21 protein-coding genes, 1 tRNA gene and 1 pseudogene are annotated in these 23,387 nt (G+C 47.7%); 9 read left to right on the top strand and 14 right to left on the bottom strand.

Annotated features, from left to right (window positions below):
- Window positions 1-10: 10 nt before the first annotated feature.
- The 4 genes from QMA41_RS24410 to rhtB form a co-directional block, all read right to left on the bottom strand.
- Window positions 11-1,012 (bottom strand): ArsJ-associated glyceraldehyde-3-phosphate dehydrogenase, encoded by a 1,002-nt coding sequence (locus QMA41_RS24410; protein ID WP_281630803.1) that lies wholly within the window; start codon window positions 1,010-1,012, stop codon window positions 11-13.
- Window positions 1,013-1,035: 23 nt separating this feature from the next.
- On the bottom strand, window positions 1,036-1,377 hold the full coding sequence (locus QMA41_RS24405) for a metalloregulator ArsR/SmtB family transcription factor (protein ID WP_019274050.1): 342 nt from the start codon (window positions 1,375-1,377) through the stop codon (window positions 1,036-1,038).
- Window positions 1,378-1,484: 107 nt separating this feature from the next.
- Complete coding sequence (locus QMA41_RS24400; protein ID WP_006957321.1) at window positions 1,485-2,711, bottom strand: EAL and HDOD domain-containing protein; 1,227 nt, start codon at window positions 2,709-2,711, stop codon at window positions 1,485-1,487.
- A gap of 23 nt (window positions 2,712-2,734) precedes the next feature.
- Entirely contained in the window at window positions 2,735-3,352 is a 618-nt protein-coding gene (gene rhtB / locus QMA41_RS24395) for a homoserine/homoserine lactone efflux protein (RefSeq protein WP_006957322.1), read from the bottom strand.
- Between the two features lie 85 nt (window positions 3,353-3,437).
- Between rhtB and QMA41_RS24390 the strand changes: the two genes are divergently transcribed.
- Both QMA41_RS24390 and QMA41_RS24385 read left to right on the top strand, forming a co-directional pair.
- Window positions 3,438-4,427, top strand: coding sequence for an alpha/beta fold hydrolase (locus QMA41_RS24390; protein ID WP_038160666.1), 990 nt, complete (start codon window positions 3,438-3,440; stop codon window positions 4,425-4,427).
- A 114-nt stretch (window positions 4,428-4,541) separates the two neighbouring features.
- Window positions 4,542-5,369, top strand: a complete 828-nt coding sequence (locus QMA41_RS24385; protein WP_281630802.1) for a Cof-type HAD-IIB family hydrolase — start codon at window positions 4,542-4,544, stop codon at window positions 5,367-5,369.
- A gap of 28 nt (window positions 5,370-5,397) precedes the next feature.
- On the opposite strand, the gene QMA41_RS24380 is transcribed toward QMA41_RS24385, so the two are convergent.
- Entirely contained in the window at window positions 5,398-5,862 is a 465-nt protein-coding gene (locus QMA41_RS24380; protein WP_281630801.1) for an EVE domain-containing protein, read from the bottom strand.
- A gap of 38 nt (window positions 5,863-5,900) precedes the next feature.
- Between QMA41_RS24380 and QMA41_RS24375 the strand changes: the two genes are divergently transcribed.
- Together QMA41_RS24375 and QMA41_RS24370 are read left to right on the top strand one after the other, a co-directional pair.
- The gene (locus tag QMA41_RS24375; protein WP_281630800.1) at window positions 5,901-7,421 is read left to right on the top strand and encodes a hypothetical protein; all 1,521 of its coding nucleotides are present in this window, start codon (window positions 5,901-5,903) and stop codon (window positions 7,419-7,421) included.
- 1 nt (window position 7,422) lies between these two features.
- Window positions 7,423-8,022 (top strand): DTW domain-containing protein, encoded by a 600-nt coding sequence (locus QMA41_RS24370; RefSeq protein ID WP_019274044.1) that lies wholly within the window; start codon window positions 7,423-7,425, stop codon window positions 8,020-8,022.
- Here the strand turns inward: QMA41_RS24370 and QMA41_RS24365 are convergent.
- From QMA41_RS24365 to QMA41_RS24335, 7 genes and pseudogenes are all read right to left on the bottom strand, one after another.
- Window positions 8,014-10,488, bottom strand: a complete 2,475-nt coding sequence (locus QMA41_RS24365) for an EAL domain-containing protein (RefSeq protein ID WP_281630799.1) — start codon at window positions 10,486-10,488, stop codon at window positions 8,014-8,016. The two genes, QMA41_RS24370 and QMA41_RS24365, sit on opposite strands and share 9 nt — an antisense overlap.
- Before the next feature lie 91 nt (window positions 10,489-10,579).
- Window positions 10,580-11,302, bottom strand: a complete 723-nt coding sequence (yigB, locus tag QMA41_RS24360) for a 5-amino-6-(5-phospho-D-ribitylamino)uracil phosphatase YigB (RefSeq protein ID WP_281630798.1) — start codon at window positions 11,300-11,302, stop codon at window positions 10,580-10,582.
- The gene (gene xerC, locus QMA41_RS24355) at window positions 11,302-12,231 is read right to left on the bottom strand and encodes a tyrosine recombinase XerC (protein ID WP_006957329.1); all 930 of its coding nucleotides are present in this window, start codon (window positions 12,229-12,231) and stop codon (window positions 11,302-11,304) included. The genes yigB and xerC overlap by 1 nt, the downstream gene beginning before the upstream one ends.
- Window positions 12,203-12,907 (bottom strand): DUF484 family protein, encoded by a 705-nt coding sequence (locus QMA41_RS24350; protein WP_006957330.1) that lies wholly within the window; start codon window positions 12,905-12,907, stop codon window positions 12,203-12,205. Before QMA41_RS24350 ends, xerC begins: the two co-directional genes overlap by 29 nt.
- Window positions 12,908-12,932: 25 nt before the next feature.
- Complete coding sequence (gene dapF / locus QMA41_RS24345) at window positions 12,933-13,763, bottom strand: diaminopimelate epimerase (protein ID WP_006957331.1); 831 nt, start codon at window positions 13,761-13,763, stop codon at window positions 12,933-12,935.
- A gap of 10 nt (window positions 13,764-13,773) precedes the next feature.
- On the bottom strand, window positions 13,774-15,027 hold the full coding sequence (lysA, locus tag QMA41_RS24340; protein ID WP_281630797.1) for a diaminopimelate decarboxylase: 1,254 nt from the start codon (window positions 15,025-15,027) through the stop codon (window positions 13,774-13,776).
- A 23-nt stretch (window positions 15,028-15,050) separates the two neighbouring features.
- Window positions 15,051-15,268, bottom strand: a pseudogene (locus tag QMA41_RS24335) (lipoprotein).
- On the opposite strand from QMA41_RS24335, the gene cyaY reads away from it, so the two are divergent.
- Window positions 15,248-15,562 (top strand): iron donor protein CyaY, encoded by a 315-nt coding sequence (gene cyaY, locus QMA41_RS24330; protein WP_064489056.1) that lies wholly within the window; start codon window positions 15,248-15,250, stop codon window positions 15,560-15,562. The pseudogene QMA41_RS24335 and the gene cyaY overlap by 21 nt on opposite strands.
- Window positions 15,563-15,624: 62 nt before the next feature.
- On the opposite strand, the gene QMA41_RS24325 is transcribed toward cyaY, so the two are convergent.
- Window positions 15,625-18,153 (bottom strand): class I adenylate cyclase, encoded by a 2,529-nt coding sequence (locus tag QMA41_RS24325; RefSeq protein ID WP_281630796.1) that lies wholly within the window; start codon window positions 18,151-18,153, stop codon window positions 15,625-15,627.
- A gap of 334 nt (window positions 18,154-18,487) precedes the next feature.
- Between QMA41_RS24325 and hemC the strand changes: the two genes are divergently transcribed.
- The 4 genes from hemC to QMA41_RS24305 are packed head-to-tail and all read left to right on the top strand — an operon-like array spanning window position 18,488 to window position 22,558.
- The gene (gene hemC / locus QMA41_RS24320) at window positions 18,488-19,426 is read left to right on the top strand and encodes a hydroxymethylbilane synthase (RefSeq protein ID WP_006957337.1); all 939 of its coding nucleotides are present in this window, start codon (window positions 18,488-18,490) and stop codon (window positions 19,424-19,426) included.
- 4 nt (window positions 19,427-19,430) lie between these two features.
- Window positions 19,431-20,159, top strand: a complete 729-nt coding sequence (locus tag QMA41_RS24315) for a uroporphyrinogen-III synthase (protein WP_281630795.1) — start codon at window positions 19,431-19,433, stop codon at window positions 20,157-20,159.
- A gap of 15 nt (window positions 20,160-20,174) precedes the next feature.
- The gene (locus QMA41_RS24310) at window positions 20,175-21,380 is read left to right on the top strand and encodes a uroporphyrinogen-III C-methyltransferase (protein ID WP_281630794.1); all 1,206 of its coding nucleotides are present in this window, start codon (window positions 20,175-20,177) and stop codon (window positions 21,378-21,380) included.
- The gene (locus QMA41_RS24305) at window positions 21,380-22,558 is read left to right on the top strand and encodes a heme biosynthesis HemY N-terminal domain-containing protein (RefSeq protein ID WP_281630793.1); all 1,179 of its coding nucleotides are present in this window, start codon (window positions 21,380-21,382) and stop codon (window positions 22,556-22,558) included. The genes QMA41_RS24310 and QMA41_RS24305 overlap by 1 nt, the downstream gene beginning before the upstream one ends.
- 646 nt (window positions 22,559-23,204) lie before the next feature.
- Here QMA41_RS24305 and QMA41_RS24300 read toward each other — a convergent pair.
- Window positions 23,205-23,281 (bottom strand) — tRNA-Asp (locus tag QMA41_RS24300).
- Window positions 23,282-23,387: the final 106 nt, after the last annotated feature.

The raw sequence follows: 23,387 nt of genomic DNA, 5'->3' as shown, positions 1-23,387 counted from the left end.
CAATTACTCCTTATGCCAAGCCCACTTTACGTACCAACTCAGCAGTACGTGTCGCGTAGCCCATTTCATTGTCGTACCAAGCGTAGATCTTCACCATGCGGCTACCTACCACCATAGTTGATTGAGCATCAACGATGGTTGAACGTTGGTCACCTTTGTAATCAATCGATACCAGCGGACGCTCTTCAAAACCAAGGATACCGTTCAGTTCACCTTGTGATGCTTCTCTAAGCAACGCATTCACTTCTTCCGCCGTGGTATCACGTTTTACATCAAAGATGATGTCTGTGAGTGACGCGTTGGCCAGAGGAACACGCACCGCGTGGCCATTAATCTTGCCTTTCAGATCTGGGAAGATTTCCACAATCGCTGTAGCGCTGCCAGTCGTTGTCGGGATAAGACTCATGCCGCAAGCACGGGCACGACGCAAATCTTTATGTGGCGCATCAAGAATCGTCTGCGTGTTGGTCAGGTCATGGATAGTGGTAAAAGAAGACTGCGCAATACCTAACTTCTCATGAATCACTTTAACGACCGGCGCAATACAGTTAGTCGTACAAGACGCTGCCGTAACAATCTGATGTACTGCAGGGTCAAAGATATGATCATTCACACCCACCACAATGTTCGCCACGCCTTCTTCTTTAACCGGCGCAGAAACCACGACTCGTTTCACACCTTGAGCTAGATACTTGTTAAGAATCAAAGTTTTACGGTGCTTACCCGTCGCTTCGATCACAACATCACAGCCAGACCAGTCGATGGCATCAATGTCTTTCTCTTGCGTTGTTTTGATAACTTGACCGTTAATTAGAATCTGATCACCTTCCGCTTTGACTTCGTGATTCCAGCGCCCTTGAACTGAATCAAACTCCAGCAGGTGTGCGAGTGTTGCGGCATCGCCCGCGACATCATTGATCTGCACAAACTCTAGTTCTTCCCAATCAAACGCCGCACGCAGAGCCAAACGTCCAATACGACCAAAACCGTTAATTCCGACTTTAATTGTCATCTTTCTATCTCTCTTATTTCAAATTACTGGCAGCAAACAGGGCGAGCCTGAATAGCATGAAGTCTTTCTATATCTTGTTGGTACTCTGTTTTCAGGCAATTAGACGCGACAAGATCATCAATCAGTTTTTTCATCCAACCCGGCAATTCCGCCGACAAACGATAGAACACCCATTGCCCTTGGCGGACGTCAACCAACACACCACTTGAGCGTAGCTGAGCAAGGTGACGCGAAATTTTCGGCTGGCTTTCCTGCAGCGCTTCGGTCAATTCACCCACTGACAAACACTCTTCACGTTCAATCAGCATCAGGCAACGAACTCTTGTTTCGTCAGATAGCAATTTAAAAAACTGATGTGGCAACATTTAAATATACTCATATATGGATATGCATATATATTTATTTAAACCGAACTGAAGATCAATACCCAATCGGTACTGTCATAAAAGATTCACAAATGAGAAAAGCCGCCTTACACCAGGCGGTTGATGTCCTGACTCCAGCGCTGCGCTTCAGAAATACGCGGCATGACGTCATCGACGGATAGATTCAACTGACGACATGCGTCCTGCATGCCCTGCCAGTCAGCTCGTTCATAGCACTCTTCCAATCCAAGCAAGATGCCATAAGGGCCCTGGCGCTCAAGTAACGCGACCTTAATCGCCTGATTGAGTGGCAACTGCTTGACCAGCTCTTCAAGCGAGAGATCCAGTAACGCATCCAAGGTTGAGAACAAGCCGATAAGAAAGGCCTGTTCACGGAACTGGCTGAATGGGTTCTCGTTTGCCATCAACTGGCAAAACTGAGCGCGTTGCAACGAAAGGTTGTATAGCTCTTTAGGCTTTTTAGCGGAAATAAAAGATGCCACGGCCAATGAAACGAAGATACGAAGTTTGTCTTCACCAAGGTAAACCAAAGCCTGCCTAAACGAAGATATGGTAACTTCGAGCCTCTCCGACATGGTGTTTACAAAGCGGAGCAATTTGTAAGATAGCGCAACGTCTTTGGCCACTATGGCTTCAACCTTCTCGAAGTCGACATTGGTCTGACATACTTCACGAAGCAACTCCATCGCAATCACCTGTTCAGGGCTAATGTACTGCTGACGAATCACTTCGGGCTTACTGAAAAAGAAGCCTTGGAAGAACGAAAAACCCGCCGAACGCGCAGTTAAGAATTCTTCTTCGGTTTCAACTCGTTCAGCAAGAAACTTACGTCGGATCCCACGTGACTTCCGCTCTTGAACAAACTCGCACGCCGCGTCGAGCCCCATAGCCATAATATCGAGCTTGATGATCTGAACAAATGGTAAGAAGCGTTCCCACTCAGGGCTATAAACAAAGTCATCTAGTGCAATCAGGTAACCTGCTGCATTGAGCTCTTTTATCGCTTCATATAGCTCGTCCGTCGGTGGACAAGTTTCCAGTACTTCAATGACAATCTGCTCTCTGGGCAGCGACAGAGGTAAGCGACGAATAAGGCTTTTATACGGAAAGTTAATGAAGCTGCGCGATTGTGCAAAAGCAGGATTAGTGCCCAGAGACAGGAAGTTCTCGACAATTAAACGATACGTTGCACGGTTGGAATCGACATGAGCTGGGTATGCATTGTTTTCTCCGTCACGGAACAACAATTCATACCCGAGCGTTTGTCTTTTGGCGTTAAAAATGGGCTGGCGAGCCACATAGGTATCGCGCATTGACTGCTACACCTTGAAATTACTTAAGCTTTGGCAGCCGCTAATAATGCCCCACAACCGACAAACATGGAACCAAATACCTTGTTGATCTTACTCATAATCTTATCAGAACGGATAAAACGCCCCATTTGTGCCGCCAAAGAGGTGTAACCCAGCATAACAATCGAGTCGATCACGACGGTTGTCACCCCTAATACCGCCAATTGCGTCAGCTGATCTTTGGCAGGGTCAATGAATTGCGGAAACAGCGCGACCAAAAATACGATGGATTTTGGGTTGGTCAGATTGATCAGCACAGCATTGCTCATCAGTTTAGTACCGGATAACGCTTCACCTTGAGTGTGAGTCGCCAAACCAGACTTATCGCGCCATTTCTGAATACCTAACCACACTAAGTAAGCCGCACCGACCCATTTAATCACGGTAAATGCAGTTGCTGACTGAGCAACCAAGGCGCCAATGCCGGCACCAACTAAAATAATATGTAACGTCAGCCCAATTTGCAGCCCAGCAATCGCTGAGAGAGATTTACGTGTACCATAGCTCAGACCATTACTGATTGAGTTCACGGTTCCTGAACCTGGAGCGAGGCTGAATACAACAGCTGTAACTACGTAGGCTAACCAAACATGCATATCCATAGTGTTTTCCTCTCGACTAAACTTCCTTAGCCACACATAATTTAGACTTGTTTACTTGTCAGTGTTGATACTAGGCCCCGATATCATGAATGAATCGAGCACCAGCATTAATCCACCTTATACTCAAGAGTCGAATTTTGAGCAAGCAATCAATAACAATATTGCTCAATTGTGGCGCTCTCGTGAGGAAGGCTTCTTTAAGTCCTTTGATAAGACCCGGCTGTTCTGGGTGAAACTGACCTCTCCTGAGCACACCAAAGCGATCGTCGTGGTCAATGGCCGTATTGAATGCACCTGGAAGTATCAGGAACTGTTCTATGACCTGTTCCAACAAGGCTATGACATCTACTCCTTCGACCATCGAGGTCAGGGCTTGTCAGATCGACTGATTGAAGACCAGCAAATGGGTTATGTCGAGGACTTCGAAGACTATGTGCAAGATTTACATGGTCTGATCCAACATTTTGACTTAAGTGGTTACGATAAACGTTACCTGCTCGGCCATTCAATGGGGGGCAATATCGCCACTCGTTACCTACAAAGCTATCCAGATCATTCATTTTCTGCGGTGTCACTCAGCGCGCCAATGTTTGGCGTCAATCTGCCCTGGCATCTCAAACCAATCGCAATACCCCTTGGCCAAATCATGACTGCGCTTGCGCCTAAGCCAACTTTTGCCCCCGGTCAGGCCCCCTATTACCCAAAACCATTTGAAGGTAATTTCCTTACTCAAAGCCAGATCCGCTATCACTGGTTTCGTGACCTCTATGAGCAGAGACCAGAGCTGAAAATTGGCGGAGCCAGCACACGCTGGGTGTGGCAGGGATTAATGGCAGCCAGAAAATGTCACCTGATGACGCGCCAGATAAAAGTCCCATTGTTACTCCTTCAGGCCAGCAGTGACCAGATCGTTTCCAATCAGGATCAGCTCAAATTCATCAAGAAACTAGCTAAAACCAACTATCAGTGCGCGTTAAAGATCATTTATAGCTCGCGCCACGAAGTATTATTTGAAAAAGACGAATATCGCGATCAAGCACTGGATGCCACACTGTCTTTCTTCAATCAGTATTGATAAAAATAGGAAATGCTGGAGGGTAACTTTTACCCTCTTTTTCCCCTTTCTGTTCCAGTAGAATAGTCACTCTGCCCTTTCCGGGCTGTTCAACGCATTACGCACGAGGGTGATATGACAGATACACGCAAAGAGACTCCTTTCCAACTGGTAGCTTCCGATCTCGATGGTACTTTACTGGCACCTAGCCACCAGCTGAGTGACTTCTCTAAGCAAACGCTGAGCGAACTGCACCAGAAGGGCTACACCTTTATCTTTGCTACCGGTCGTCACCACGTTGATGTTTCAGGTATTCGTCAACTCGCGGGTATCCCGGCTTACATGATCACCTCCAACGGTGCCCGAGTTCACGATCAAGACGACAACTTGATGTACAGCAACAATGTACCGCAAAATCTGGTTCAACCTGTGATCGATGTGATCAGACAAGATCCTGAGATTTTTATCCATATGTATCAGAATGATAGTTGGCTGCTGGATAGAGACGACGACATGTTAGCGAAGTTCCACAGTGAATCCGGTTTCGCCTATCAACGCTTTGATGGCGATGCGGCGCCAACCGATGGAATAGCGAAAATCTTCTTTACCCATCCAGCTAAAGATCACGACCATCTGGTCAAGTTTGAAGAACAACTGAATGACAAGTTTGGTGACCAGCTCAATGTGGCTTTCTCCACCCCTTGGTGTCTCGAAGTGATGGCTGCTGACGTATCGAAAGGAGAAGCGCTTAAAGTTGTGGCTGAGTCTCTCAATTTAACGCTGGAAAACTGTATTGCTTTTGGTGATGGGATGAACGATGTTGAAATGTTGTCCATGGCAGGCAAAGGCTTGGTGATGGAAACTTCACATATCAAAGTGAAACAAGCCTTGCCAGATAATGAAGTGATAGGCAGTAACGCTGACGATGCGGTGGCACACTACCTACATACTCACTTGTTCTGATGCTATTCGTTAAGAAATAAGTGTATCTTTACGACGGTAATTTCTCTTTATCCAGTATCGCCTGCCATTCCTGCTCACTCACCGGCATAATTGACAGGCGATTGCCACGCTTCACCAAAGGCATGTTTTCCAGCTCAGGCATCGCTTTCATGACGGTTAGAGGAATCAGCCGCTCCGTCTTTCTGACGAACTCAATATCCACCATCACCCAGCGAGGGTTGTCCGGTGAAGATTTCGGGTCAAAATAGTCACTTTCAGGATCAAAGGCGAAATGATCGGGATAAGCCTCTTTGGTTACTTTCGCAATACCAGCGACTCCAACCTTCTTGCATGAAGAGTGGTAAATCAGCACCAAATCGCCCTCTTTGACCTCATCTCGCATCATATTGCGCGCCTGATAATTACGTACGCCTTCCCAGCAGGAAGTATTTTGTGTACGAAGTGTGTCAATAGAGAAAGTGTCCGGTTCTGTTTTGAATAACCAATATGCCATAATGACGTCCGAATGATTAAGTATGAGGAAGATATAGCATGAAGGCGTTAAGAAACCCAGTGGCAGTGACAATCTTACTGGCCCTTCAGGCCTGTTCCGGTTTTCAATCCGGCTCAGAGCAAGCGCACACTCCCCAAGCAACGCTGAATGACCCTTCCTCAGTCAAACCTCAAACTTTTGTCATGCGCGGTGAAGTCATCCTTGGTCACGAGGTACGCTCAATTGTGCCATGTGGCAGCCAGCAGCAATATTGGTTGGATCTACCTGAAGATAGATTCCAGCAAGGGATGAAGTTGGTACGTTCCCCTTATGCGCCGTTATACGGTGAAGTAATTGGCCACCTTGAGCCGTCGGGCAAGCAAGGATTCGCTGCCGATTACGCCGCACGCTTCATGGTCGACAAGATCAACTTACTGACAGCGGAAAATACCCAACGCTGCGCACAGCCTGTTCAACCGACGAAGGCCTTTGGTAACGAACCATTCTGGTCAGTTCAATTTGCCGATAGCGCCCTTAATTTCAGCCAAATGGGCCAAGAAGCACAACAACTTGAACTGACCACAACAAAGATTGAAGCAGACCGCCGCCGCTACACATTCAGCAATGGCCAACTAGAGCTCAACCTGCGCAGTTGCAGTGATGGTATGAGTGATAGCCTTTATGGTTGGAGCTCAACCCTCACAATCGGTGATAAAACCTATCGTGGCTGTGCGACGCTATCAAACCAAGACACGACTCAACGCTGGGCGGCGACTTATCAGGCTCAAGCAAGCAAAAATGCTCACTTTGGTGTTTCTCTAGTAATGAACCCAGACCATACAGCCAGCACTACTTACAGCTATCAGAATGGAGGATCGGATACGGTTGAAAAAGGTTTCTGGCAGCAACTGAATCCAAATCAGGTACAGGTGGTTGGCACACACTTACAAGGCCAACCTCTCACCTCCGAGCGACTGTATACCGAAAAAGACCATAGCCTGACTGCTAAGCAGGAAAAAGTTGGCAGCGTGGTGTATGACATTGCTGAAGGCGGACTCACGCTTTACAAAGCGGGGAATGTTCTCTCTTCTCAACAAGCCATGGCAGACAGCAACAAAGTCCCGTCGAGCGCTGAGTTCAACCCACGAGTTGATCAAGCTCTGCGTGATTACTTCAAGGGAGAGAAGCAGGATCCTACTGGGACGCGCTATCGCTGGCTGACGTACGACCTTAATGGCGATGGCAACAAGGAATTGCTGGCTCAGCTCGACTGGTGCGGTTCTGGTGGTTGCACCTTGCTGATTTTCGACAATGTGGATCAGAAATGGCAATTCAATAGCCGGATTACATTGGTGCAAACGCCTTTAAACTTGGGGACCCAATTTCATCAAAATTGGCGCAATCTGGTGATGTTTGTCAGCGGTGGCGGCGCAGTACCCAACCAGCACACTTTGCAATTTAACGGTACGCACTACCCCCTCAACCCAAGTGTCGCGCCCGTGGCAAACTACGATGAAATCAGCCCAGTTCAACTGTTTTCTGATGGCCTGACTCCTCACCAGGGAGGCGTCACGCTGTAAGATGTCGACTTCAAGCCCCTGCCCAAACTGTTTGCTGAATCACAACTGTGTTTGTGAGTACTTACCTAACATCAATGTGCCTGCACATCTGGCTATCTTGATGCATGAAAATGAGTGTCAGCGGGAAACCAACACTGGGCAGTGGCTACTGAAAACAGTCCATCCTAGCAGTCGACATATCTGGCAACGCAAACAGCCCTGCTCCGAACTGGCTCGACTAGTCAACCATGAGGGTTATCAACCGCTGCTGTTGTTTCCTGGTGAGGATAGCCTGCCCATCAAGCAGATGACTCCGCACGCAGAGCAGAATACACGCAAGCCTTTGTTCATCATCCTTGACGGGACTTGGCAAGAAGCGAGGAAAATGCTGCGTAAAAGCCCTTGGCTTCAAGTACTTCCCAAAGTGCACTTAGCGCCAGCTTCTACATCCAACTATCAGCTGAGACGTAATCAAGATGAGGGTCATTTATGCACACTGGAGGTGGGGGCAGAAATCATCGCTTCTTTAGGCCAAGAATCACAAGCAGAGCATTTACGGCAGTTTCTCGGTCACTACATGAGAGCATTTCAGGCGGATAAAAGCGGGCACGCGCTAAAATAGCCGTGTTGGCTCCCCCAGATAGAAACCTTGTAAATAGTCGACCCCTAAATCTTCCGCAATCTCACACACCGCTTGGTTGTGAACAAATTCAGCGACCGTTTTCGCGTTGAGTACTTGGCAAAGTTTGACTAATTGCCCGGTTATCTGGCGCTGTTTCGGGTCCGTGTCTATGGTTTTGATCAAACTGCCATCGAGCTTGATGATGTCCGGTTCAAGGCGAATAATCTGATCGATATTGGAATAACCGCTACCAAAATCATCCACCAGCAGACGAACCCCCATCGCCTTAAAGTGTCCGCAGATTTCCGTCATCCTTGAAAAGTCTTTGATCTGCTCAGACTCCAGCACTTCCAGGCCGAGGCGACTTGGATCATTAAGGCGAGCAATCGACTCTTCAAGCAAATAGAGCGTTTTATCACTCAGCATATCTTGCGGCGATAGGTTAATCGAAAAAGGCATAGCCTTGTCCGCCATATACGCCAACGTCGAACTCAACATAAAGCGATTTAGGCGGGTATACAGGTGCGTGTCTTCAATGATGGGCAGAAAACGCCCCGGGGCGATAATTTCGCCTTCATCTTCAATGCGAACCAGGCACTCCTGTGACACCATTTCATGAGATTGAGCCGCGAAAATCGGCTGGCTGAAGGTCAAAATACGTTGATTTAATATCGCGCGGCTCACTGACCCCATCAGAGCCAATCGCTCTTGTTGGGCTTCAATCCCTGTCGCACAGTCTTTGGCATTATATAGATGGGTGTTGTGCGCCTTACCTTTACGTCTCGCATCAATCGCGCGCAGCAATAGCTCCTCCCCTTCAATATCCGGAAAGTCCTTCATGCTGGCCAGCCCACCCGTAACAGACACCGATAGGTAATCCACTTCTGGCAGACCGTAAGGCTCAAAATTGATGTGCTCAATCTTATCGGCAAACAGCAGAAACTCTTGGCGAATGCGCTCGCTGCTCTCTTGTGAACTGAAGACCAAGGCCCATTCGGCAATACCGATGTAGTACAACTGACGAAGCGCTGCCTCACCACGATGTGTTTCAAGCTGAACGACAAACAGGTCCGTCAGATCGCGGATTAGCTCGTCCGCCACCTGATAGCCATATTTCTCGTTAACCTGATGGAAGTTAGACAGCTTCAAGGTGATCAGGTGCGTATTGGCATCAGCTCCTCTCACCTCCTCCTGCAATGCCGCCCGATTCTTCAGCCCCGTATGCTTATCGTAACGATAGCTCTCTATCAGTTTTTCCGTTTGGCGGGCAAGCTTTTCTTCAATCTGTTTACGTGTCTCATCCAACTCTTCGATTGAGTGACGGATCAGGTGAAACAAAGGTGAAATCGGGTACTCTTCCTGTAACTGGTGTTGCAAAGGCTGACGATCATTTTCACTCAATGCCACGTAAGTCATACTGTGATGCAAAACTTCCTGCTGTTCATTGCGATACAGCTCCCCCATGCAGTAGGAACCGATACAAGATTCGAAACGATCAAACGGCTTTATTTCACTGGTACCTTCAATGAACTCAAGGCGAGATTCGCAATTGTAGATAAACACCGCTTCTGGATTGTACTGCGCCAGTTGAGCGGTATTGTGCCTGACTTGCTCTAGAGTCACTGACGGGTGGTTGTAGCAAATTCGTACTTCATCTCCCACCTCTAAGGGATTGTCCAACTCCACCACGCCGCCGGGATGCAGCTCACTCGGCACGCAGATCTGCTGACGATTATCGCGTTGCAGTGGAAAGCTCAGCATTTGTTCCAGCGTCAGTGCTTTGCCATCAGCTAAACGCTGGCGAAACACATCGTAAGCAGGTTCATGATTGAGCGATATCAGCTTATTGCCACTCACAGCGGTCACGCGCAGTGGGCTGCCAATCGGGTTCCATTCAGCAAACGCGCTGCGCCATACTGAGAGTGATTCACCATGTAAGGCAACGGCGATTGAAGAATCATGATGAATATCAGTGCCAAGCAGTAACCAAGCAGGCTGGCCGTCAACGCTGGCTGCCAGGCCACCACACACTGGCACATCAGCTATGGGATTGAGTGCCAAGTACAGGTTGTAGTCACGACCGTTCGTCAACTGGGAAAAGCTGATGATGAGCTTACTCTGCTCATTGAGTTCTAGTTGCTCGGTTAGAGAAGCCGCTTCGTTATCTGGGTGACCTTGCAGAGGAACATGGGCAGCACTCAATTGAGTGCAACAGAAGACCGATACCGCAATCAACGTACTGTGATGGTGAATATCTCCCTGATGGATAACATGGCGGGTACTGTGACCAATAATTTTGGCCTCAGGTAAACGCTCTTCAATCAGCTGAGCGTAACTGCGGATCTGGCGTTCATCTTGCGATGACAATAATTGAATCAAAACCGATTGCGATGCGTCATCAGACAAGGAACCAAGAAAGCGGGTGAGCTGTTGTTCATCTCTGATAAGAGCAGAATAGGTATGCATGCAATCGGCCTAAGACGTTATGTTTTGTGTACTAACTCTAACCTAATTGATGACTGTACAAATGAAAAGTCCTTGTCTATCAAGGCGTAACTTAGTTCTCAATCAGTAACAGCAATTCCTGTAAACAGGACACTTCAATGTCAGGCAGTGTTCGGGCTCTACGGTGCTGGATTAAACTCGCGCCCTGATCGTTAAACCAACACGCCGACAAGCCACAATTCTTGGCACCTCTGACATCACTAATCAGATGATCGCCAACATGCAAGATGTTGTGGGCCGAGCACTGCAGATGGCTGATGGCTTTATCGAACATCTGTGGGTGTGGTTTAGCGTAGCCATCTGGCCCCGATTGCAGGATCAAAGAAAAATATTTTGCTAGGCCGATTCTTTCGGCATCCACATTGCCATTGGTGATCGCAACTAATGGCATTTGCTCAGCAAGCTTCTGCATAACCTGATGCGTTTGTTCAGGTACAGTAAAATCACTGCGTAGCCGCAGCACTTCCTGAATCGCCTGCTCAGCGGCGTATTTGGCGTCCTCTTGCTCATAGCCAAGGCGATAAAGACCTTGCTCTATCTGAGTTCGCCGCCATAGCGTCATGTCATTGGTCAGCCAGCGGTCAGCGGCGGCCAATTCCATCTTTAACTCATGCCACCAGCTCAGTGGTTTACTCGCAGACATCGGGTGGTGTTTGTGTAGCCAAGACACCACCTGCGCCTCCACCCTGCGGATCACTGGGCGGTTGTCGTACAAGGTATCATCAAGATCGAACGTCATTGCTTCAATGACTGGTAGCTGGCGATAGAAGTGCATCAGTCACTCTCTTTCTTTTTAGCTCTGGGGTGAGCTTGGTCGTAAACGTCAGCAAGATGCTGAAAATCCAAGTGTGTATAGATTTGAGTGGTGGAGATATTCTCATGACCCAGCAACTCTTGAACGGCTCTAAGGTTGTTGCTCGACTCCAGCATGTGGGTCGCAAACGAATGACGTAGCTTGTGCGGACTAATGTGACTAGCAACCGACTGTTTTTGTCCCCATTCGGCCATACGCTTTTGTACGTTACGGTGCGAAATCCGTACTCCAAGTTTAGACACAAACAACGCCGGCTCATCGGTATTGGCTAGCGCACCACGAACTTTAAGCCATTTGGCGACCCATTCCTCCGCCATGCCAGCAAAAGGTACCTTACGTTCCTTGTCACCTTTACCCACCACTCGGATCTCTCCGGAAGACAGGCTCACATCACGCACATCGACACTGACCATTTCCGCCAGTCGCAGCCCCGCACCATACATCAGTTCCATCATGGCGCGGTCACGTATCGCCAACGGATCATCTTCGTTAACTTCGAGTAACTGACCGACTTCATCCACGTCGAGGTTTTTGGGTAAAGGCCTTTTCTTCCGCGGAGCAGACACACCCTTGGCAGGGTTTGCGGTTAACTCTCCTCGCAAGATCAGAAAATCAAAGAAACTCCGTAATGCAGATAATCGAGTCGCAAGGCTGCTGGCTTTCATGCCATCACGCATACCTTTACTCGCCAGTTGACGCACCCAAGCTGCGTCAACCTGAGACCAATCTTTCAAGCCCATAGTCACCAAGTGTTGAGCCATGGTTTCCAGTTGTTGTTTGTAATTACGTTGAGTGTGCAGGCTAAGCCCTTTCTCGCTTCTCAAGTACTCATAGAAACGATTGAGAGGGCTTTGTAGTCCGTTAGGCAGAGGTATTACTGATTCGCTCATGGTCATCACTTTGCCATGGAAGGGTTTCAATCAAGTGGGAAAGCACCAGTGCAAGATGGCGCAAGAATAAGGTGTCCATATGCGGCTGAAAGTGCCCACCATCACTGCTGGAAAAAGCCAGAATGCCTTGCAGGGACTGCTTGTGCAGCGGTAACACCACATAAGAGCCCATCTCAGGTGCTCGCGTGTTGTCACCAAACAGCAGTTCTCGATCCGCCTTACGCATTCGTCCTAAGTAAGCACTCTTACCATTGAGGTGATTGGTCGCAAAACGTTGGTAATTATCTTTATCGAGTGAGTAATACGCTGACTCACTGTCGAGCAAACGTACATACGCCACCAGCCCGAGAGACTTAGCCATCTCTTCGACGGCTTTGACCGCAGGCAACAAGGCATCACAAGTCAGGACATGTTCCTGCAAACTCATAAACTCATGAAAAGTACGATCGTTGTTTTTCGCCAACGACATCAGAGTGGTTATCTCTTCTTCCAGCTCTTCAATACGCTGGCGTTGTCTGGTCATTTGAACATGAACCAGCGACACCGCGCCCTGCTCTTTATGAGGCAATGCAAGACGGTCGACTAAATCACTTCGGGTACTAAAAAAATCTGGGTTATCACGCAAGTATTCCGCGACAACCTCAGCTGTCAGCGCATCAGCTTCAATCTGCGACACGTTCGTTCCTTTATTTATTTTCTTCTTAACAGCTTAGCTGACCATCGAACACATGAGTGGCGGGGCCAGTCATGTAAAGCGGTTTACCCGGTCCTTGCCAGCTGATTTTCAATGAGCCGCCAGGCAGGTTCACTGTGACTTTCTCATCCAACAGTTCTTGCACGATACCCACTGCAACCGCACCACAAGCACCACTGCCACATGCCTGAGTTTCCCCAGCACCACGCTCGTAGACTCTCAGATTCACTTCGTTGCGGCTTAATACCTGCATAAAGCCAGCGTTCACTCGCTCAGGGAAACGCTCATGAGATTCCAGCAGCGGGCCTAACGTATCAACGTCGGCAGTTTGTGTATCGTCTACGACCGTCACAACATGCGGATTACCCATGCTCACCGCGCCGCAGAACAAGGTCTTTTCTTCAGCACGTAAGATGTAAGTCTTCTCTGTTTGCTTGGCTTTGAATGGGATCTTATTCGGCTCAAATTCCGGTACACCCATATTGACGGTAACCTGATCGTCTTCCTCAATACTGAGAATCATTTTGCCTTTCTTGGTGCTGACACTGATGCTGTATTTATTAGTCAGGCCTTTCATGCGCACAAAACGGGCAAAACAACGGGCACCATTACCGCACTGCTCCACTTCGCTGCCATCGGCATTGAAAATGCGATAGTGGAAATCGGTTTCGGGATCGTAAGGGGCTTCAACCACCAACAATTGGTCAAAACCAACTCCTGTATGACGATCCGCCAGACGGCGGATCAAGTCAGGAGAAAAGAAAATGTTCTGAGTAATGCAGTCGACGACCATGAAGTCATTACCCAAACCATGCATTTTAGAAAAATGGAAATGCATAAGACTCCAATTACTCCGGAAGAATGTTTTCTAGGGCCCACAGGCTCGACAGCTCTTCACGCTGGCGTACCAAATGCGCTTTATTGCCATCGACCATCACTTCAGCGACACGAGTACGAGTATTGTAGTTCGACGACATCACAAAGCCATACGCACCTGCTGAACGAACCGCAAGCAGGTCATTTTCCTGCAATACCAAAGCACGGTCCTTACCAAGGAAATCGCCCGTTTCACAAATTGGGCCAACCAGATCGTATGTCACTGACTCACCTTCACGTGGGTTAACCGGCACGATGTCTTGCCATGCTTGATATAGTGCTGGGCGCATCAGATCATTCATTGCAGCATCGATAATGGCGAAGTTTTTGTGCTCAGTATGTTTTAGGAACTCAACCTTGGTCAGCAATACACCGGCATTAGCAGCGATTGCGCGGCCTGGTTCAAAAATCAGTTCCAGATCTTGGTGATTTTCCAGTCTACCAAGCAGTGCCTTAGCATATTCAGATGGCTCAGGCGGCAGTTCGTCACGGTAAACAACACCCAGACCACCACCCACATCAAGGTGTTCAATATTGATACCTTGCGCTTTCAAGTCATCAATCAGTGCCAGCAAGCGGTCAGTGGCATCAATAAACGGTTCGATGTCCGTCAGCTGAGAACCAATGTGACAGTCGATGCCTTTGATCGTTAAGTTTTCAAGACCTTGCGCAAACTGGTACACCGCAGGTGCACGGTCAAAAGCAATACCAAACTTGTTATCACGCAGACCCGTTGAGATATAAGGGTGCGTATTGGCATCAACGTCTGGATTGATACGCAGTGAGATTGGCGCTTTAACGCCTAACTCACCTGCGACCTTATTAAGGCGCTCTAGCTCTGGCTCAGATTCCACATTGAAACACTTGATACCCAGTTCAAGGGCACGTTTCATTTCAGGCGCCGTTTTGCCAACACCCGAAAAAACGACTTTGCTCGCTTCACCGCCTGCTGCAATAACACGCTCCAGTTCACCACCAGAAACAATGTCGAAGCCAGATCCAAGGCGAGCCAGTGTATTAAGCACACCCAGATTCGAGTTCGCTTTTACGGCATAACACACCAAGTGTGGGTGCTCACCAACGGATTTATCGAAAGCATTCCAATGGCGCTCAAACGTCGCGCGGGAATATACGTAAAGTGGCGTTCCAAATTGCTCTGCTAAGTCTGTCAGTGGAACATCTTCGGCCCAAAGTTGGCCATCATCCTGATAGTTGAAGTAATCCAAAGTGCTATCCCTTATGTCATTATTTATTGTTGTGAAGGCTGCTCATTCTGAGATGCATCTTCAGGCATGTAGAGAGGACCTGTCTGACCGCAGCCAGCCAAACCAAGAACGGATAAAAGAAACAGAGCGATTAGTGATTTTTTCATGGGTTGTGTCGTGATTAATCTTTCAATGCCCCCTATAATCGCACCACACTCAGGAAAAGCAATAGGATAACAGGATGAACGAGACTGAATTTCATCAGCTGGCAGATGTTCAAATGCAAATCATCGAAGAAATGATTGATGATTCAGGCGCGGACATTGATTACGAAACTTCCGGTAATGTCATGACCCTAGAGTTTGAAGACCGCAGCCAAATCATTATTAACCGTCAGGAGCCGATGAAGGAAATCTGGCTGGCATCTAAGTCTGGCGGTTTCCACTTCGCTATGGTCGAGGAACAGTGGACCTGTTCAAAAACGGGTATCGAGCTGATTGCGATGGTTAAGCAAGAATGCGAAAAGCATTCGGATGAAGAGATTGAATGGGTGTAGTGCCCCGTAAAACTCAGATACAAAAAAAGAGCACCTTAAGTGCTCTTTTTTATTGCTTCGACTTACGCATTCACGGCCCGACTTGGCTTGGAATAGTTCGCGCCATCATTACGATATGGCACGATGTAAGAGTCACCTTCTGCAGGGTGAACGATTTGATAGTACTGCGGCAGGTTGAAGTTAATAAACTGAGTCGACATTTGGTTATCATCTTTAACCGACGTATAGAAGCTGTTCACGCTGGCAATCATCTCATCTTTCATGCCACTGAACTGGTGGTACACCTCAACACGGTTTGCTTCATCCAGTACATAGATGTTGAAGCCTTGCTCTGAATCTTCAAAGAAGAACTGGATCAGACCTTCACTGGCAAAGCTGTCGACAATTTCTGGCAGCTGGTAGTCTTGTTCCTTGTCCAGCATCAGCAGTGGCGAACCTTTGAGTTTACTGGTCGAGATGCTGCGGTAGAAATCGACCGAGTTTTCCAACATCTGTACAGACACACCGCGGCGCTCAAAGAACAAACCATACGTTTGCTGAGCAATACGCAGCGCTTTAAAGCGGCGACGCTTCTCTTGCTCAATCGGCTTAAGGCGCAAATCAATGCATTCCGCTAAAAGCTGATACACCATATTGCGCATCACGCCACGCAGGTTTTTACTGTAGCAGAACACGTCTACCGACTCAGGTGGCAACGCATCTTGGTGCATCTTACCCAGAATGGTCTTCAGTGCATCCAGCATCGCCGTTTCACCTCGGAAATGCAGCGTACGCACTTCATGCCAAGAATTGCGATAAACCAAATCCACACTGCCAACCAAGCAAGTCTGCTTTGAGCCAAAACTAAAAATATCGGTAGTTTTCAGATCCACTTTCAGCGCGCGACCACTCAGCTCAGCCGTTGGATCATCTTCAAAGTTGATGAACATCGCCAGTTGGCTGATTTCACAAGGACTCGCCAATGCCTGCATAGTTGGGCGGCGCTTACGCAATGAGAAGGTATTACGCAAATCACTGACCATCTGATAGAACTTATCGATATCCAGATGAGCATCACGAACTACCGAGTGCAGACGCGTCGATTCTGTAATTAGACCATTGAAGAATGACCAAGCGACCAACTTACTCAGGTATTCATTGTGCTCTAAGAATGGCTGACCAAGAATGCGATCTGGCTGAAGAGGTTGCTTATAGAGGTACCAGCCGGCTCGGTTTGTACGACCTGGTCTCACTTCAATAAAGCTCAAGTCAGATTCATGCAAATCTGGCGAAATTTGTGGATTGAGCAACGTCACCTTACCCGGCAACACCTCAAACGCCGCATAGAGCTTACGCGCCAAGATACTGATGTCCTGCGGACTGATGGCAGAAGTAATGTCGTTACGGCGCGCAAACTGAATCAGATTACGATAGCTCAGCATCAGTGCATCAAGCAAAGCATGGTGAACCACTTTAACCTGCTCAACCTTCCAGTTACGGCGGTCGTCTAGCTCAACCAGCACTGAGTGGTCCCAGTTCCATTTCTGGATCATGTCACTCATTGCCTCACGGCGCCAAGCAACAGAGCCAATGCCAGGCTCACGGGACAGCTTCTCGTGCGTTTTGAGATAGAAACAGCGGCGCACCAGATCAAGGCGGGTGTGGTCGCCAATACGCTCAAGGTAACGTGTTACCTTTTCTAGCATCAAGTAGTACGCATCCATGCCATAAAGATCAGGCTCATGGGCAAAGAATCGACGCTTAGTATCAATGCTAAGCAGTTGGGTATGTGGGTACTCCCACGAATACGCTTCAAGTAGGATAGCTTTTAGCACCGACTTGTAAGGTGAATCGATACTCTTATACAACTGCCACAAGTTCGAACCAAAATACTCTTCGGCTGGAATGCGGTTCAGCTGACCAAAGTCAATCCACTGCGAGCAATCAATGTAGCCTTGGCTGCATAAATCACGAACGTATTCGTCGTAGCACTCTTCCATCTCAGGCGGCACGATTTGCCACAGCAAACGCTGACCAGCCAGACGAACGGCAGAGCGATAGAATTCATCTAATAGTAATAAGTGTTGGGACGAGCCACAGTTGTCACCGGTCATTTCTTCTGAACGATTGGTGCGAAAACGCTCTTCATCCATCAGGAAGAAATTCGCCTCAACGCCTTGAGTCTGAGCCCAATCGGTAATCAACAAACACTTATTGGTCAGGCACTCTCTTTCTTCACAGCTCATTGATGGCGAGACACACACCCAGATATCAAGATCACTTGAGGTACTCTGTCCAATCGACGAAGTACTACCCATGGTATACAAGCCGAGAATGGCCGGCTCTGCACAGGTACGAAGCGACTGACCTATCGTCAGTTCAGTATCTTCAACAAACTGCTGTTGCACGTCATTGAATTCGAGACCGTATACACCAAAAGGAACTTGAGAATCGTAATAGCCGGGGATGACTGGGTGGTTGAAGTGAAGAAGGGTAGGAATCAGATGGAAAACACGCTGACTTTGCAAATCCATAAGAGCCAGCGCGCGCTCAATACGCTGCTGGTTTAGGTTATCAAGTCTCTGAATAAGCGTCTTTGTATAAGCCTGCAAGGGTGATTCCTTGGTTGATTCCTAACTGTGCCCTGACGACAAATTGTTCTAAAGCACTAACAAAACGTGATCAATTTAACACTTTTATTTCGATTGGTAAAGAAATGTACGATCGAATCGACATTGTTTTGTTAATCAATATGCTCGCGACATAGTGTGGTACGTATCCGCCTTTTGTAATAATAGCCCATTTTACAAACGAGATACTCATCACACTATTTTGAATAATTTCTGCTAGCCCGATGTCTGGCATTCATCGAGATGATCTAGCAGTAAGACTTTTTCATGGAGAATGGTAGGATTAGCCCATCTGAACTGTTATTCAAAGACCATCATGACACAATCGACTCCTATTCGAATTGCAACACGCAAAAGCCCTCTTGCTCTTTGGCAAGCCTACTACGTACGAGATGCCCTTCAAGCAGCACACCCTGGTTTAGAAGTGGAGCTTGTAACTATGGTGACGAAAGGCGATGTCATTCTTGACACTCCATTAGCAAAAGTCGGCGGTAAAGGTTTGTTCGTAAAAGAGCTCGAAGTCGCTATGCTGGAAGGACGCGCAGATTTGGCAGTTCACTCAATGAAAGATGTGCCTGTTGATTTTCCAGAAGGCCTAGGGCTGGTTACGATTTGTGAGCGTGAAGATCCTCGTGACGCTTTCGTTTCTAATACCTACGCGAACATTGACGAACTGCCACAAGGTGCGGTTGTCGGCACTTGCAGTCTGCGCCGTCAATGTCAGATCAAGGAATACCGCCCAGATCTAGTCATTAAGGAGCTACGCGGCAACGTCGGTACGCGTTTAGGTAAACTCGATGCTGGCGAATATGATGCCATCATCCTTGCTGCGGCAGGCTTGAAACGCCTAGAGCTAGAAGAGCGCATTCGCAGTTTTATTGAGCCTGAGCAGTCTCTGCCTGCTGTCGGTCAAGGGGCAGTCGGCATTGAATGTCGTCTAGATGATGAACGTCTTATCAAGCTACTTGAACCACTCAACCATAAAGATACCGCTGACCGCGTATTGTGTGAGCGCGCAATGAACTTAACCTTGGAAGGAGGTTGTCAGGTACCTATTGGCAGTTACTCCCTGCTGGATGGTGATGACATCTGGTTGCGTGCACTTGTCGGCGAACCTGACGGCTCAAAGATTGTGCGTGGCGAAATCAAAGGATCGCGCGCCGACGCAGAGAAACTTGGGGTGACATTAGCCAACCAACTGTTGGATGATGGTGCACGCGATATTCTAACCAGACTGTACGCGGATCACGAGTAACTCCATGGCGGTGTTGGTTACCCGGCCAGGTGAACAAGGCCGCTCACTCTGCCAACAACTCAACAGCGCCGGTACCTGCGCGCTTCATCAGCCTCTTATCGAAATCCTGCCGGGGAAAGATCTCTCCGGCATTGCCACTCAGCTTAATCAGTTCGACTGTATTCTTGCCGTCAGTCAACATGCGGTAACGCTCACACAACAAGCCTTTACGTCTCAGCAAGAATGGCCGCAAACAGCCACCTACATTGCCGTCGGTCAAAAAACTGCACATGTTTTAAGCAAACTCAGTCAGCAAAAAGTACACTACCCCGACGTTGGTGACAGCGAGCATTTGCTCGAGCTGGACATACTAAAAAAAGTCAAAGACAAAAAGGTCGTTATCCTACGAGGCAATGGTGGCCGAGAGCTAATATTCGAGACACTTAGATCTCGAGGCGCTCAGGTCAGTTATCTTGAAGTATACAAACGAGAAAACCTTGCTTTCGACTCAGATTTATTCGTACCTTTCTGGCAGGATAAACATATTCAACAGTTAGTCATCACCAGTTCAGGTCAGCTGAGTTACTTTGTATCACAGCTTACACAAGCGCAATTGAACTGGGCATTCGGGCTTCAACTTTATGTACCGAGTGCACGTATCGCAAATGAAGCGCAACAAATGGGTTTTCTTCATATAACCAACACAGGAAGCGCTTCCAATAAGGATTTACTGGCTACTCTCCGGCCAAAGTGAAACAGGACAATAGCAATGACAAGTAAAAATAAAAACGACCACATTGAACCTGAGAAAGACCAAGAAACAGCGTCATCTGCTGAGACTAAAGAGTCTTCCAAGAATACTTCTAATGCGTCTGAATCTCCCTCTACATCTTCCGCTAAAAAGTCTGAGCCTACAGCGTCACCAGACACTGCCAAACAAGAAAAAAATGCTAAGCGCGGGGTTAAAGTCGGTGCTGTCGCGATCGTAATTTCACTGATAGTTGGTGGCGGTTTAACATTCCAGATGCAGCAACAAAATGCTCAATATCAATCTCAAATTGAAGCACTGCAAAAGCAACTGGAACAAACTACCGCTTCTGTTCAGCAGGATTTAACTGCAACCCAGCAAGCAACGTTAGCTAAAGCCACCGAGATCACTCACAAGACAGAAACTGTTTTATCACAGCAGCAAAAAAGCATTGAAAGCTTGCAGCTTGCGATTGCTGATGTAAAAGGTCGTCGCCCGAACGACTGGCTATTAGCAGAAGCAGATTATCTAGTGAAATTGGCGGGCCGAAAGCTGTTTCTCGAACATGATGCCGTCAGCGCCACCAAACTGATGGAAAGCGCCGATCAGCGCATCGCGGCGTTAAACGACCCAAGCTTGGTGCCGTTACGTAAATCAATGGCCAATGACATTACGAAGCTTAAATCTGTGCCTATTATCGACCGCGAGGGTCTTGTTCTCAGATTAACAGCACTACAACAGCAAGTTGACAGCCTTCCGTTAGCCAATGCCATTCTTCCTGAGGCGCCAGAGCAGAAAGAGCAACAGGTCTCCGAAGACATCTATGACTGGAAAAATAACTTGATGACTTCACTCAAAGACTTTTCGGAGAATTTCATTACCTTCCGTACTCGAGATGGCAATGTCATCCCTCTGTTATCGCCAGAGCAACATTTCTATCTTAAAGAAAACATTAAAGCCAAATTAGAAACGGCGATTAAAGCGGTGTACGTTGAGCAGCAAGATATTTATCAAACAGCATTAACAACTGCCGACAAATGGTCGAGTTCATTCTTCAACCAAGACGTCAACACCGTTATCGAGTTCAATAAAACTCTGGAAATGCTAAGCAAGCAGAATGTACAAGTCGACTACCCGGTGAAACTTGAAACACAGCAAATTCTGTCCGACGTTATTCGTGACCGCCTGCGCCGTGAAGTGACCACTCTGGTTACGGAGGAGAAATAATGTTCAGAATCATTTTTCTCTTCGTCGTCTTAGGGGCTGGGCTGTTTACCGGAACCCAATATGCTGGCCAGCAGGGCTACGTACTGATCTCGATTGCAGATAAAACCATCGAAATGAGTGTCACTACCTTGGTGATATTTGTTATTGCGACCTTGGCTGCGCTTTTTGGCCTGGAGTTTCTGATCAAGAAAACTCTCTATGCCAGCTCGGCAACCTTGAATTACTTCAGTGTGCGTAAAATGCGTCGCTCTCGCCGCTATACCAATGAAGGTATCATCAAGTTGCTTGAAGGTGACTTCAAACTGGCAGAAAAAAAAGTCACTCGCTGGGCAAATCATCATGATATGCCGCTACTGTGTTACCTAGTCGCTTCAGAAGCAGCGCAAGGACTGGGAGACAATGAAAAGCGTGACCACTATCTTAAACTGGCATCTGAGCAGGAAAATGCTCTATTGGCGGTTGAGCTTACGAGAGCCAAGCAGCAAGTCAGAGAAGCAAATTACACTGCGGCATTTGAGACGTTATCTCAGTTGAAATCCAGCTACCCAAATAATCGCATCGTTCTTAATCTGCTAAAAAATGTCTACATTGAGCTTAAGATGTGGCAACCGCTACTGAATATCTTATCCACACTGGTGAAAAGCAAAATCATCACTAAAGATGAGCATACTCAGCTAACCCAACGTGCTCAATGCGGTTTGTTAGAAGAAGTAGCAGAGCAAAAAGGCAGTGAAGGGCTGATCGCTCATTGGAATAGCCTTACCCGCAAATTAAAAAGCGATGTTCATTTAGTCGAGTGCTTTGCCAAGCAGCTTATGGCTCGTAAAGCAGACAGTGAGGCCTTTACGCTAGTCAAAGAGAATCTCAAAAAGCATCCAGATTCAGACCTCTACGCATTGCTGCCTGATATGAATCTAGCCGACGATCATCCTGCCGTTGTGTTCCTAGAAGACGTGCTAAGAAAAGACGGTAACAATGCCCCAGCGCACAGTGCACTTGCCCAGTTCCACTTAAGAAATGAAAACTGGTCTGAGGCGCAACAACATTTAGAAAAAGCGCTGTCAGTCCGTTCCAGCGTATCTGATTACTCTTATTTAGCTGATGCACTAGAGAAACAGAATATGACCAAAGCCGCTCATGAGGTGTCGAAGAAAGCACTCACTTTAGTCCAAGCGTAAAAAGTTAATCTCTACTAACTAAGCCGACCGTCAGGTCGGCTTTTTGTTACCTAAATAACTAAACCTCACTACACTCCCGCTTGCCCGTAATGGATCGAAACTGACCAGCCTCTAAACCTACCAAGTTGCCAGTTTAATACCTTAGAAATCGTCGTCATGGATACCAATTCCTAGACTTCCTTAGTATTCCGCACCCGATCAGACGGGCCAATCATTATGTGATTTGTTCTCTAAAGAAACGATGCACACACCAACAATAAAGCCCAGCCGGGGGACAGTATCTCTATATAAGTAGTAGCTCAGCTTTGTGGGTAGTTGGACTCGAATACGTTCGGTACTTGTTAGTTGCAAGCGACAACTTCGTACAAACAAAGAGGCCCTATCATGGCTGCCGAGGTCTAGAATAAGTGTAGGCAGCGAGCGGTCTTCTTGTGATCAAATTGAGTTCATTCTCTGCAAGAGAATAGTTTTACCCTTAAACAACAAAAACCTGTCCTTGGACTGGGATTCTTAATAAGTAGCTAACAGCGGTGGAGAGACTTAGTTCAGGGTTATGGACTGCTGGGACTCGTTGGTCACAGACCAGTAATAATACTGCAGATACGAAAAAGCCCTAACATCGCTGTTAGGGCTTTTTCTAAATAAGTGGCGGAGCGGACGGGACTCGAACCCGCGACCCCCGGCGTGACAGGCCGGTATTCTAACCAACTGAACTACCGCTCCGCACTGGTTAGACTCTAAGTCTAAATTTAAAGCCTGGCGATGTCCTACTCTCACATGGGGAAGCCCCACACTACCATCGGCGCTATTGCGTTTCACTTCTGAGTTC

The sequence above is a fragment of the Vibrio sp. St2 genome, assembly GCF_947311885.1.
GTDB lineage: Bacteria > Pseudomonadota > Gammaproteobacteria > Enterobacterales > Vibrionaceae > Vibrio > Vibrio coralliilyticus.
Note: the sequence above shows the minus strand (reverse complement) of the source record. Positions and strands in the feature narration are given on the sequence as shown.